At 29.7% G+C, this 14,840-nt stretch carries 7 protein-coding genes; 6 read left to right on the forward strand and 1 reads right to left on the reverse strand.

Annotated elements, in window-relative coordinates:
• Positions 1 to 13 precede the first annotated feature (13 nt).
• Positions 14 to 715, reverse strand: a complete 702-nt coding sequence (locus tag BLU40_RS02010; protein WP_090119208.1) for an urease accessory protein UreH domain-containing protein — start codon at positions 713 to 715, stop codon at positions 14 to 16.
• A 235-nt stretch (positions 716 to 950) separates the two neighbouring features.
• Here BLU40_RS02010 and BLU40_RS02015 point away from each other — a divergent pair, with 235 nt between their 5' ends.
• The 6 genes from BLU40_RS02015 to BLU40_RS02040 all read left to right on the forward strand — a co-directional run bounded on the left by BLU40_RS02015 (position 951) and on the right by BLU40_RS02040 (position 14,835).
• A complete protein-coding gene (locus BLU40_RS02015; RefSeq protein ID WP_175454729.1) occupies positions 951 to 5,006 on the forward strand; it encodes a hybrid sensor histidine kinase/response regulator transcription factor in 4,056 nt (1,351 codons plus the stop codon).
• Positions 5,007 to 5,092: 86 nt separating this feature from the next.
• A complete protein-coding gene (locus tag BLU40_RS02020) occupies positions 5,093 to 8,023 on the forward strand; it encodes a hypothetical protein (RefSeq protein ID WP_090119212.1) in 2,931 nt (976 codons plus the stop codon).
• A gap of 11 nt (positions 8,024 to 8,034) precedes the next feature.
• Positions 8,035 to 9,135: a T9SS type A sorting domain-containing protein gene (locus BLU40_RS02025; protein ID WP_090119214.1), complete on the forward strand. Its 1,101-nt coding sequence runs from the start codon at positions 8,035 to 8,037 to the stop codon at positions 9,133 to 9,135.
• A gap of 99 nt (positions 9,136 to 9,234) precedes the next feature.
• On the forward strand, positions 9,235 to 10,572 hold the full coding sequence (locus BLU40_RS02030; RefSeq protein ID WP_090119216.1) for a T9SS type A sorting domain-containing protein: 1,338 nt from the start codon (positions 9,235 to 9,237) through the stop codon (positions 10,570 to 10,572).
• Between the two features lie 153 nt (positions 10,573 to 10,725).
• The gene (locus BLU40_RS02035) at positions 10,726 to 11,856 is read left to right on the forward strand and encodes a T9SS type A sorting domain-containing protein (RefSeq protein WP_090119218.1); all 1,131 of its coding nucleotides are present in this window, start codon (positions 10,726 to 10,728) and stop codon (positions 11,854 to 11,856) included.
• A 183-nt stretch (positions 11,857 to 12,039) separates the two neighbouring features.
• Positions 12,040 to 14,835 (forward strand): PQQ-binding-like beta-propeller repeat protein, encoded by a 2,796-nt coding sequence (locus tag BLU40_RS02040; protein ID WP_090119220.1) that lies wholly within the window; start codon positions 12,040 to 12,042, stop codon positions 14,833 to 14,835.
• Positions 14,836 to 14,840 lie beyond the last annotated feature (5 nt).

Here is a 14,840-nt window from a genome sequence, read left to right on the forward strand (position 1 = left end):
GTTTAAATGGAGGTTAATTCGCCAACGTCCAATAAACACCAATAACAAGTGCAAATAAACCTCCAGCTAAACGAAGCCCTTTAAAAAACGTATCGTTATGCTCTTTTTTTGAGAAATCTGAAATACGACCAATTACCATTGCAAAAGAAATCATTGCAATTAAAGTTCCTATTCCAAAACCAACAATATATTTTACTGAATCAAATTTAGATTCGAAACCAATTACCGGTAAAAACAATAAAAAATGTGCAATTCCAGCCAGTCCGTGAATAAAACCAACTGAAGTTGAGGCAATAATTCCTTGTTTTAGTTTTGGGTGTTTATGATTGTGTTTTTGTTCAGAATTATGTTGATGAGAGTGTTTATGTATTGCAGGATGCTCTTCGGTATGAATATGAACGTGTTTATGTTTTTTATTTTCTTTAAAAATTCTAAACAAAATCCAAATTCCTAAACCAATTAACACAATTCCAACAAATTGTTCACTATGTTTTGAAATTTTTTCAATAGGAATTAAATCTTTAAAAAGTAAAAATAAAACTCCAATGGAAAGCATTCCAAGTAAATGACCAACTCCCCAAAACAAGCCAACTTTCCAGGCTTTTTTCTTACTTTCAATAGCAAAAGGAGTAACTGCAGCTAAATGGTCTGGGCCAGAAATTACGTGTAAAATTGCAGCGATAATTCCAGCAAAAAGAGGAAAGGTTAGTTCCATAATAATTTAAGTTAAACTCAAATTTACTTTTTTTAGGTTGAAAAAAGAATTCTAAAATGATTAAAAATTATTGAAACTATTTAATAAATTAAACTATTAAGGTTATTTTTGAAATAATTCTATTTTTATTTAATATTCTAAAACTTAAATGTTGAAACACATCTATAAATTATTTTTTTTAATAGTGTTCTCTATTTGCGGCTTATTTGCTCAAAATAGGAAATTAGAGTATTCATTGAAATTAACAATTTCAGAAGGGTTAGCACATAACGGTATTACAACTTTATTTGAAGATTCTAAGGGGTATTTATGGATTGGAACGTATGATGGTTTAAATAAATACGATGGTTATCAGTTAAAAACCTTTAAGAATACCATAGATAAAAATATTTTAGTAAGTAATAGAGTTCGAGAAATAAACCAAGATAAGAAAGGTAATTTATGGATTGGGACTGATGAAGGAATTACTATTTATAATTATTCCGAAGAAAAATTTAAAAACCTTTATTCAAGTAAGTTTAAAAACAAAACAGCAAGTGGTCCAATTGTTAGAAGTATAATAATAAACAACGATAATGGTCTTGTAGTTTGTGCAACAGAAAAAGACGGAGTACTGGTATTTAATGATGATTATAATTTCTTAAAGCAATATGTGCCACCTAGAAGTTTTTCGAAAGAAGAAATATTGTTTCATCATGGGATTGAACTTAAAAATGGTAATTATTTATATTCCACTTCAATTGGTTTAATTCAATTTAATTACAAAACAAAAAAGTTTAAACAAATATTAAAAGAGACTATTAAATTTAGTAAATCTGTTAGTAGAGTTGATAATAATACCTTATTAGTTACAAAATCACAAGGAGCTTGTTTTGTAGATTTTGAGTTTAATAAAAAAGAATATACCTTTAAAAGTAAGCAGGTTAAATTTAAATCAGAGCAGTTAAATAGTTCATTAATTGACTCTGTTGGAAATTTGTGGCTAGGAACATTAAATAATGGTATAATACACGTAAATGATGTTAATTCATTAAAAAATAATAGAAAAATTAAGCAAGCTGTTTTTAAGAATAAAGTAAAATCTTTAAGAACAAGTTGTATAATTCCTGGAATTAATAAAAGTTGCTGGGTTGGTACTTTTAACGAAGGTTTATTTAAGTTTGAATTAAATGAAAATCCGTTCAAGAAGTATTCCGTAGAAATGGGGCTCGAAAACGGAGTTAAATCTAATTTTATTAACAATATATCCGTTATAGACAATAGTAAAGTGATGATATCTGCTTCTAGAGGTGGTATCGGTATATTTAATACAACACATCAAAAATTTAAAGAATTACCATTTAACCTTTCAGAAAAGGATTTTTTAGTTTCAGGAGCTGCATTTGTAGATTCTAAAAAAAACACTTGGTTAAGAGTTGGTAATGGCTTAGGTATTAGCAGAGTTAGAAGAGGAAGTAGAACTGTAGAAAGGGTAGAAGCTTCTGAAGGTAATTCGTTAATTAAGCATATTCAACCTAGATCCTATGCAGAGGATAAATATGGTAATATTTGGATAGGAGGGTATTCTGGTTTGCATAAAATTTCTGTAAACAAAAAAGGAGATGTCACAAAAATAGAATCACTAAATGCTCACCCAATATTTAAAACAAATCAACTTGATTTAGTAAGGTATGTTTATGTAGATCCGTCGTACGAATTTTTATGGATTGGTGCAGATTCTTCAGGACTATTTCGTATTAGTTTAGACAATAAAAAACCATTAGATGAACTAGTTGTTAAACACTTTGTTAATGATAAGAATAACAAATTTTCTATATCAAGTAATTTTGTAACATCTATAATAAGGCTTCCCAATGAAGAATTGTGGATAGGTACAGAAGGCGGTGGTATTTGTAAAGTTTTAGAGAGTGACACAGAGCCAAAATTTATTCCTTTTTCTGAAAAACACGGTTTATCCAATAATGTAGTAAAAAGTATTTTATACGATGAAGAGCATAATTTATGGATATCTACCAATGTTGGGTTAAATAAGTTTAATACTAAAGATAATAGTTTTAGACGTTTTAGTAAGTTCGATGGTTTACCTTTTGAAGATTTTTGGTTTTCTTCAGCAAGGTTAAATAATGGCTATATGTTATTTTCAGGTCTAGATGGTTTATGTTATTTTAATACTAAAGACATAAGTAATAGAGAAACTTTACCTAAAATTGAGTTTGAAGAAATTTCAATTTTTAATAAACCAATATCGCCAAAAGATACCCTTAACGATAGAGTTTTACTAGATAAACGATTAAACGAATTGAATAAAATAACGCTAAAGCATAACGAGAATGTTTTTTCGGTAAAACTAACATCACTTCATTTTTCAAATCCAGAAAATCACTTTATAAAATATAGACTACTACCTATTAATGAAGAGTGGATTGAAGTACCATCAAGTCAGCAGTATGCACAATATAATGGGTTACCTCCAGGTGAATATAAGCTAAGTGTAATGGCTTCTAACTCATTAAACAATTGGACAAAGCCGCGCGAATTAAGTATTATTATTAAACCTCCTTTTTGGAGAACAATTTGGGCTTATATATTGTATTTTATTTTGGGTGCTCTATTAATTTATACAGTAGGTTATTTTATTTTAAGATTTCAATCATTAAATCATAATTTAGAAATTGAACAATTAGAAAAAAATAATGTTAAAGAAATGAATGCAGCTAAACTTCGTTTCTTTTCGAATATTTCTCACGAAATTAAAACACCAATAACCTTAATTTCAGGGCCTGTTAGTATTTTGTTAGAGCGTTTTAAAAACAATGCCGATGTAAAACCTAAGTTAGAATTAGTACAGCGCCAATCTAAAAAAATATCGCAGTTAATAGATCAGGTTCACGATTTTCAGCGGGCAGATGCCAACTTGCTTAAAATGAATTATACTACTTTTTGTTTTAATTCATTTCTTCAAAATTTAGTAAGTGATTTCAACTTTATGGCAAAAAACGATAAAAAAACGTTGAAATTAGTTACTAATAACGATCAAGTTTATGTTTCGGCCGATAAAGATAAGTTAGAGAAAATATTAAACAACTTAATTAATAATGCCTTTAAGTACACTAAAACTGGCGATTTAATTAAAATAAACTACTTTCAAAAAAACAATAATTTAACTGTGGTTGTTGCCGATACAGGTAAAGGTATTGATAGCGATGATTTACCTCATGTTTTTGAACGTTTTTACCAATCGCATATAAAACACGAATCATTTACAGGAGGTTCTGGAATTGGATTGGCATTTTCAAAACGTTTGGTAGATATGCATTATGGTTATATAAAAGTGGATAGTGAAGTTAAAAAAGGATCAAAATTTACAGTTTGTTTACCAATTATAACAACTCAAACTGAAGATAGCCAACAAGAAAATGAACTTAAAATTTTAACTGCTGAAAATGAAGTTGAGGCACCTGAACCACAATTAATTGATAGTGTAAATATTGAAAGTATTAAAGTAGATGGTCGTTTTTCAGACTCTCAAATATTTTTTGCTGAAGATAATACAGATATGAGGTTGTTTGTGTCGAGTGTATTGTCCAATTTTTTCAAAGTAAAAACATTTACCAATGGTCAAGAATGTTTAGATGCTATGGAAAACGAATGGCCAGATATTGTTTTAAGTGATGTTCAAATGCCTGAATTAAATGGGTTTGAATTATGTAAGCGTATAAAAACAGATATTAAAACAAGCCATATTCCTGTAGTGTTATTAACTGCATTAACTGCAATAGATGATCAAATTCATGGATTAAGTGATGGTGCAGATGCGTATATTAAAAAGCCTTTTAATGTTCAGCATTTAGTAACCAGAGTTGAAACATTGTTAAGGAATAGAAAAAAATTAAGAGAGCGTTTTCAAATAGAATTTCCTTTAACACTTGAAAAAGATAGTGAAGCAATTAAAGATAATGTGTTTTTAGAGAAACTCTATAATTTAATGGCTGAAAATTTAGATAATCAAGAAATTGATTTTAATGACTTAGCTAAAAAATTATATTTAAATCGAACTCATTTTTATCAAAAAGTAAAAGCTTTAACAAATCAAACACCATTTGAATTGTTAAAAATGTATAGACTTAAAAAGGCGGCAGAGTTTTTAGTACAAAAGAAACTTTCGGTTAATGAAGTTTATATAATGACAGGTTTTAAGAGTCGTACTCATTTTAGTAAATTATTTAAAGAGAAGTACAATGTTACACCAGGTAAATATGCTTCAAAAAAGAAAAGTAATCTTAACAATTAAATTATCTAGAACTACAATTAATAAATTCTAAAATACATAGTACATTTAAAAATGAAGTTAATTTATGTTGTTAAATAAATTAACTCATGAGTAAAATAAAGTTTAGCCAATTATTAGCAATAATATTTATTGTTTTTTTGTGCATAAATTCATTACAGGCGCAAATAACAAATTCAGATTATTATGGGTTTGAAAAAGGAGGAGAAGGTTGGAATTCAGAAAACACAAAAAATTGGAAATATAGTACTACAAATAAGGCTTCAGGAGAGTATAGTTTAAAATTTTCATCATTAACTGAAGTAAATTCATTAATTAGTTTCGATACAAAAAAAACAATATTAAAAGTTAGAATTGCAAAAAGTAATACTAATGAATTTATTGTTGCAAGTAGTTATGAAGGTACTGTTCTTGCAGTACGTTTTGATGGTAAAATATTATGGCAAAATGAACTTTCAGGTTTTATGAACCATGATATTTGGTGTGAAGACATAACAGGTGATGGTATTGATGAAATTTTTGCTGCAAATGCTAATGGAACATTGTACTGTTTAAATAGTAAAGGAGAAGAGTTATGGAAATTTAAGCCAAGTATAGCTCCTATGTATTCAGTTTGTGTAGTAGTAAAAAATAATACTCCTTATGTTGTTTGTGGAGGTTTTGATTTAAATTATTATTATTTATCGGCAACAGGAGATTTAGTAAAAACAATTGCTTCTTCAACGTATTCTATAGAAACAACTTTTGGAGATCATAAACCTGAGGGAGGCATACATTCAATAAACTTTTTACGAAAAGCAAAAAAATCAGACGGTACAGATATGTTGGCTGTTTTGGGAACAAACAATAGTATGCAAGTAAAAGGATCTATGTATTTGTTTGATGTTTTAGCAGACACTCCTTTGAGTTCTACCAAATTATTAAATAACAAACCAACTGGAGAAATGAGGGTTTTAGATATTAATAATGATGGTGCAGATGAATTATTTATGGGTACAAGTAGTCATTTAAACGACGCAAGCTTTGTTGAGTTTAACACTAGTAACCAAGAACAAACAAAATTTCAATTAGCAGATTTAAGAAATAAAACAGATAAAACTCCGTATAGAGTAGCTCAAGCTGATGTTTTATTGAATAATGATAGTTATAACTATTTAGTGTTAATGGGTACAAGTATGGTTATTATTCCTGAAACAAAAGATTTAGATGACGCTGAGGTTTTAACAGCTAATTATGCGTTTAATGATATGTGGGTTCAACATTCAACAAATAAAATAATTTTAGCTAGTGCTCAGTCTGGAGGGAGCTCAATACATATTTTAAATACAAATATTGAAGGTTGGAAACAAGCTTTTACTGAGATTGAACCAATTGGTAAAATAGCTTCAATATTAGAAAATACACAAGCGGTATGGAATAAGCTTGAAAATTTTGAAAAACCTACTTGGGAAAACCCTCAGCCAGTTATTTTAATGTCTGAAAAAATTACAACCGAAGTAAATTCAATTGTAAATGATATAAAATCTAATTATTCATCTCCAGTTTTTTTAGAATCTATTTTTATGAAAAATGTTGAAAATTGGGATAGGAGTAGTATGGAGAACGAGGTTTATAAAAATAAAAGAGATGGTAGGAAAAATTATACACTTACAAGTCAAGAAGTACAAGATTTATTAATACCAAAGCTAGATGTTAATCTGGGTATTTCTTTTTGGGGTGGTCACGGAAACGACCCTTATATGATTAGTAAACCAACATTAGAAAAAATTATTGACGCTGCAAAAACAAAAGACAAACATAACGTTATGATTTACCCTGAGCTAGAAGCGTTTTCAAGTGATTTTGCCTGGGTTTTAAACGATCATTTTTATCCTTTAGCAACGTATTCAACAGGTTCTAAAAATAAATTATACATACGCACAAAACATACATTTTGGCAATCTACAGTTCATATGCCATTATGGTCTAGACTTGCATCTGGCGAGTTTTCCGATGTGTTTGTACCTTCAATGGAAGAAACTTCAGGAAAAACAATGGATTTAAGTGTTGCTGGAAGAATGGGGATTTGGTTAAGCGGAGCTGTAGATAATTGGGGAGCTAGAGCTGTGCCAGATAACCCTAGTTTTGATAGATTAAGACAGTATTCAAATCAAAAATTACCGAATCATTTTTTACGTCAAATGGTTTATAATATTTCAAGTGGAGCAACCTATATAAATAATTTTCCAGTAGATCAAGAGTATATGAGTTTGTTATGGGTGTTAATAGCAAAAGGAGCCTTATATGTTCCAGAGAAGAATGAAGTTTTAAGTATTTCTCCAGTTCATTTAAGTATGTTGGAGCCAGATGATGATTATGCTTTAGATGGCAATAGTATTAAATGGACTTCATATTTTAATGAAACAACGGAGCAAAATTCACCAAGAGTTTTTAGTAGGTTAAATGGTACATGGCCAGGAGCACCAGTAACTGAATGGGATTTTTCTAGTTATGCTTCAGGAGTAAAAGATAGAAGGCTACATTTTTTGCCTACTTATAAAAATGGATTAGTTTTGGTAACTCCACCAAGTGAACCCGAAGGGGCAGAATCTCCAAGAGGTAAATTAACAGATCATTTGCATCCGTTTTATAAAGATAAAATGAAAGAATATTTTACTGATGGAAAACATTATTATTCTTCATCTACAGGAGGTACACAATATGCAGCCGATTCATATTATCAAACAATAAAATCTGATATTGAAACAAGTTCAACGCAATTACCAGTTACTGTTTCAGGAGATGTTGCTTGGGTTGTAGCTCAAACATCGCCAACTCATTTTAGATTAACAATTATTGATAATGGATATTTAAACCCAAATAATAGAGTAGCTTATGTGAGTTTTAATAACATAATTCCTAAAAAAATTGTTGATGTTATTGATGGCACAGAGTATGGAGCGTCTAATTCAATGGTAAATATTGAAATTCCTTGTGGTATGTTTAGGTTTATTGATATTGAATTAACTAATCCTTTTTAAATTAAGTGATAATGAAAAATAAAGAGATAATACTTAGTTTAATTTTTGGAGTGTTGTTTTTAACAACAACAAAAAACAGTTATGCTCAAGAGTTTTACAATACCAATTATTCAATTAGTTGTGGTGAGTCGGTTACAGAGGCTTCAATTAACTTAGAGTCTGCTACATATGAAGTTTCTTTAAAAGTTTGGATTGAACAAGGTGCTTTTATAAATGGTATTGAAACTAAGATTGAAGGAAATTCACCAATAATTTGGAACTTTAATGACGTTGAGAGAGGTAATTGGGTAACACTAAAACAATTTATTAAAATTGAAAATAAGGTTGTAAATGGTAGTTTTAAAATTAGTATGTATAAACATGATGTGTTTGGAGTAGGCGAAGGAAACTTTTATATAGATGATATTACAATAAAAAAAGCTCCATTTGAAGATTTTGATAATTTTAAAATTGAGGTTGTAAGTGAAACTTGCCCAAATCAAAATAATGGAGAATTAAAAATTATTTCTAATTCCAGTCAAAATTATACTGCAAATTTCAATGGTGTAAATTATCCATTTTCTAACAATTTAACAGTTAGTGATATTTCACCAGGAATATATGATTTATGTATAACAGTTAACAACACAACATTTAAACAATGTTTTAGTGTAGTTATTGAAGAGAGTGTTCAGCTAGTGGGAAAAACTTCATTAAATGAAAATAAAGCATCTATTGAAGTTATTGAAGGTGTTGGTCCATTTATAGTAGCAGTAAATGGTACTAATGTATTGGAAACAATATCTAATAATTTTGAAGTTGATATTTTGCCAGGAGATAATGTAAAGGTGAAAACATTAAAACAATGTGAAGGTAGTTTTGGTAAACAGTTTTTTGAGGAAGAATTTATTAAAATTTACCCAAATCCTGTTAAAGAAACTGTATATATAGTAGCTCCTCTAGAAAGTAAAGTTGAATTGTATAACTCATTTGGTGAGTTGTTAGTTTCTAATTCTAATCAAAATTCTCTGTTAGAATTAAAAATTAATATGAGTTCATATGCTACAGGTGTTTATTTTGTAAAAGTAATTTCTGAAAACTTAATTTCAATCAATAAGTTAATTGTGAATTAGTTGAGGGGTAAAATAGTGTTGTTTATGGTTAAAATTCAAGAATGGAAACAGTTTTATATAGTGTTTATTTGATAATTATAAATAATAAAACTTAACTATATGAAAACAACATTACTTAAAAATTTACTAATTGCTGTTGCTTTTTTTTGTGGTGGACAATTGTTTGCCCAAGTAACTTACACCTTTGATTCTGATGAAGAAGGGTGGACTGCAGGAGGTAATGCTCCAAATTTATTTGCAACTTCAATAACTTCAGATCCAGGTTCTGGAGCAAATACAGGGCTTGTTGTTCTTGCTCCTAAAGAAGATACAGATACGCCAGCTCCAGGAACTACGTTAACTCAAAATACCATTATGTATGCTCCAACTAATGCTGCTAATGGAGGTTCAGGTATTAATGCTGATGCTTATAATGCATTTACAATTATATTAAAAAATCAAACTGCTGGAACAATATTAAGAATTCGTTGTAATCCTGGTTCAGGATGGGTTCAGCAAGATTTTACAATTACGGCAAATGATACTGAGTTTAAAACATATTCATTCCCGTTAAGTTCAACACAATGGAGTGGAACTAGCTCAGATATTTCTGTTGTAATTAGAGACACATCAGGAGCTTTGACCTCAGATACTAAAGTTCTTATTGACTCTTTAGAATTTTTTACTATTTCAAATTCATACTCTGAGTTTACTGTAAACCCAGGCTTTGAAGATGCTCCATTTCTAACAAGTTGGTCTCCTCAAGTTAAACCTTATGGTACTGTAGGACTTTCTACTACTGAAACAAGAACTGGTTCAAATTCATTGAAAATAGAATTAACTACTGATGGTGGAACTGCTGGTTGGTGGGCAATTAATGCTGAACCAAAGGTTTATGGAGAAACACATACTGAAGGAACAGTAGTAACAACAACAATCCAAGTAAAAACTAATGTAGCTTCTGATTATAAAGTGTTTGTAGCGTTTATAGGAGAGGGCAATACAAGTTATGGTGGTGCAATAAAAGAAGTTTTAGCTGCTGAAGCTACAGATTGGAAAGAATTAACATGGACTTATACTTTAGGTGCTGGTGAAAGTTTTACCCAATTACACACTAGAATTAGTTTGCCAATGGCTCAGAATGATTTTGTTACTGGAAATATGATTTTTGTTGATGATATTGTTTCAACATTAACACCTCCTGTAGCTGGTATTGAAGATTATCAACAATTAAAAGGTGTAAATATCTACCCTAATCCTGCAAATAATATTTTAAATATTAATTGTCCAGAAGGAAGTAAAATTGAAGTATATAATTTATTAGGAACTAAATTAAAATTAGTTGAAAATGCTTCAAAAGAGTATAATATGAATATTCTAGATTTAGCAACAGGTTTATATATAGTTAAAGTAGAATCTGAAGGGAAATTTTATAGTAAAAGAATACATATAAATTAAGTTTAAGTTTTTTTTTGATTTAACAAAAGCTGCCTTGAGCGGCTTTTGTTGTTGAATGTTTTATTGTAAGATACATTTCATTTATTAATGAATACAAAACATGAACAATTAAATAATTATTTTGTTGTGTAAAAACCTTAAAACAATACCATTATGAAAAAAACATTACTATTTTTTGTTGCTATTTTTGCAACTACCTTTGCTATTGGTCAAACTATAACGCTTGATTCTGCACCAAGTTCAGTTAGCCAAAATGCAACAGCTTCAATTACCGTGAGTTTCGATGCTGGAGCAAGTACAGTAGAAACTAAACTTGGAATTAAAATTTACGATGTTGTAAACGCTGTAAATGTATATAACCAAGGATTTAATGATACTGTTGGAGAAGTTTCAGGAACAAGAACAGCAAATATTCCTATTCCTTTAAATCAATTGTTAACTGCAGACGGAGGGCAATATGAAATTCAAGCAAGTTTTAAACCTGCAGGATCTGGTTGGTTAAGTATTACTCCAGTAGCTATAACTATTGAGGAAGGATATTTAATAGATTTCCAAGATTCTAGTACTTACACTCTAGCAGCTAATAATACAGTTACGCCAGTAACAGTTGAATGGGTTCAAGATTTTGCAAATCCAGATGTTACAGGAATAAATGCCAACACACAATGTTTAAAGATAACTGAATTACCTGCAGCTTTAAAATGGCATGGAACTAGAGTTTCTGGTTGGGGAAATTCTAAATTAGAAGATGAAGGGCAGTATTTTACATTAAAATTTATGTCTTTGTCGCCAGGTAAAACTGATGGTACAGTTAGACTAATTATTAGAATTAGTGGAAATAATCAAACACTAGATGTGCCTTATAGTGGAGTTACTGTTGGTGAATGGAATTTAATTGAATTTTATACTACAGAAACTACAGGTTATTTTACTTCTGTTGATGTAGTATTTGATGGTGATGGAACAAACACACAAGATAATGAGTTTTTAATAGATGATATTACGCAAAAACCAGCATCTGTATTAGGAGTTGAAAAAATTGATTTTAAAGATGATGTAAGTATTTCATTATATCCAAATCCATCTCAAAACACAATAAGTATTTCTTCAAAAAAGAATGTTAAAATTGCTAAAGTTGAAGTTTATAATATTTTAGGACAGCAAGTGTTAAATTCTGAATATAATGGAAATATTGATATAAGTAAGCTTTCTAAGGGTAGTTATATTGCTAAAATATTTCAGGATACAAATGTAGTTTCAACAAAAAGATTTGTAAAGCAATAAAATTATTTTAAATACTTTTTTTAAAAAACTCTTCATTCTATGAGGAGTTTTTTGTCTTAATAAACACTACGTTTTTAATTAGTTAAAATTAATTTTACCTATACGTACACTAAATAAATTCACAAATACATAGCCTAGTAAAAGTAATTGTTATTTAGTTTTTGAATAATTTACTTTAATAAAATGAGAAATTACTTATTGTTTTTAGTTGTGTTTGTTATAACTGGAGGTGTAAATTCCCAAAGCAATATAGCATTAAAGAGCATTAAAACAGATTATACAATATCAAAAGTTAGAACTGCTAAAAATAATGGTAAATCATATATAATAGCATCTAGTTTTGAAGGTACTGTACTTGCGGTTTCTTATACTGGAGAAAAACTTTGGGAAAATGAATTATCTGGATTTATGAACCACGATTTGTGGTGCGAAGATATTACAGGTGATGGAAATGATGAAATAATAGCAGCAAACGCCAACGGAATTATTTATTGTTTAAATAATAAGGGAGAATTACTTTGGAAATTTAAACAAAATGATGCTCCAATGTATTCGGTTTGTACTATTAAAAAAGGAAATGAGAATTATGTAGTTTGTGGCGGATATGATAAAAGTATCTACTATTTAAACTCAAAAGGAAAACAAATAAAAGAAATTTCATCGTATAATTATTCTGTTCAAAGTCCTTGGCAACCATACCCAAAGGCAATACCAGATAGTACTTGCCATATACCAAATTTTATTAGAAAAGTAAAAAAGGCCAATGGTAATGAAATTATAGCAGTACACGGTGTTATTCATACTATGGCTTTGCAGGCCAGAGGCTCGGTGTATTTATTTAATCCTTTGGAGAATAAACCATATAAAATTCTAAAATTAGAAGGTAAAAGACCTTTAGGTGAATTACGTGTAATTGATTCTAATAACGATGGAAATGAAGAATTAATTGCGGGAAGCACAGGAATGGTTCATACTGCAAGTTTACTTAAAGTGGATTTGGATAATGAAAAACAACACCAATTTGATATTAATGCTATAAAAAATGGAATTGATAAGTTTGGATATCGTATAGCGCAACCAGAAGTAATTTCAGACAATGGAGAGCGAAAATATTTTGTGTTATTTGGTGCAAGAATTTTATTGGTACCTTTAGATTTCAACTTGAATAATACAGAAGTTTTAGCAGCTAAGTACTCGTTTAATGATATGTGGAAGGATGAAAAAACTGGAAATATAGTGTTGGCAAGTGCTCAAAGCGGCGGAAGCTGTATTCATATAATTAATACCGAAAATAAAAATTGGAAAACAGCTTATAGTAATCTAGAACCTAAAGGAAAAATTGCTGAGATTTTAAAGAACTCAAAATCACTTCGAACTAACTTAAAGAAGTTTAAAGCTTCAAATAATGAGCGAAAACCTTTACCAGTTTATTTAATGTCTGAAAACATACCAAGTACAGTAAAAAGTTTGGTTAAAGACATAAAAACAAATTATTCGAGCCCTGTGTTTTTAAATGGAGCAGGTTCAGATAAAGAAAAATGGGATAGATCAGGTATATTAAATGAGAGATATAATAAGAGACGAGATGGAAGAATGAAATATATTTTAAGCCAAGATGAAATCTTAGCGAAGATACTTCCAAAGTATAAAAATGCACAAGGAATCTCTTATTGGGGTGGACACGGAAACGATCCTTATATGTTTTCATTAAGTACAAATAAAAAAATATTAGATGGTGCTAACGGAAAAAAAACGGTTCAAATTTTTCCAGAGTTAGAAGATCATTCAGAGAATTTCGCTTATGTAATGGAAGATTATTTTTATCCATTAGCAGCACATGCAAAGAAAAAAAACGGACAAATTTATGTGCGTACAAAACATTCATTTTGGCAAGCAAATGTGTATTTACCAATGTGGTCTCGTTTGCTTTCAGGTGAATTTTCAAGTGTTTTTGTTCCTTCAATGGAAGAAACTACTGATAAATCTATGGAGTTAAGTTTAGCTTCTAGATTAGGAATATGGACAAGTGGAGCAACAGACAGTTGGGGTTCGCGTTGCGCAAGAGACAATCCAAGTTTAGATAGGTTAAGACAACATTCTCACCAAGAATTACCAAACCATTTTCTACGCACAATGGTGTATCAAATTTCATATGGTGCGCAGTATTTACATAACTTCCCAGTAGATCAGGAGTATATGAGTATTTTGTGGGAGTTGATTGCAAAAGGAGCTTTATATGTTCCAAAGCGTGAAGAAATTCTTAGTTTTTCGCCAGTGCATTTAAGTATGCTTTCACCGAATAAACATTTTATGGAAGAAAGTAGCAATACAAAATGGACTACCTTTTACAATCAAGAATTTGAAGAAAATAATCCTTTTGTTTTTAGTCGTTTAAATGGATCTTGGCCAGGAGCTGCTGTAACCAAATGGGATTTTTCCAACTACGCTGCAGGTGTAAAAGATAGAAGATTGAACTTTTTAGCACCATATAAAAATGGAATGGTGTTAATTACTCCTCCGCAAAATGGTGATTTTGCCGATGTTGATACTCCTCGTGGTAAGTTAACAGATCATTTGCATCCTATGTATAAAAATATAATGAAGGAATATTTAACAGATGGGAAAGATTATTTTTCAAAAGATGGAAAGAATAAATTTTCTGCAGATACCTATTATAAAACAGTTGAAAATAGTATAAAAGAAAACGCAAAATTATTACCTATTACTGTTGAAGGTGATGTTGCTTGGGTTGTTGCCCAAACTTCACCAAAACATTTACGATTAACCATTATTGATAATGGCTATTTAAATCCAAATAATAGGGTAGCAAACGTAACTTTTAATACCGTTAAGCCTAAAAAAATAGTTGATATTTTAAACGGCAAGAATTTTGAAATAAATAATACAAACCAAGTAAACATTAACATTCCTTGTGGAATGTTCAGATTTATAGATATAGAATTAGAAAACACACTTTAATAAAT

The sequence above is a fragment of the Lutibacter oricola genome (assembly GCF_900106565.1).
GTDB lineage: Bacteria > Bacteroidota > Bacteroidia > Flavobacteriales > Flavobacteriaceae > Lutibacter > Lutibacter oricola.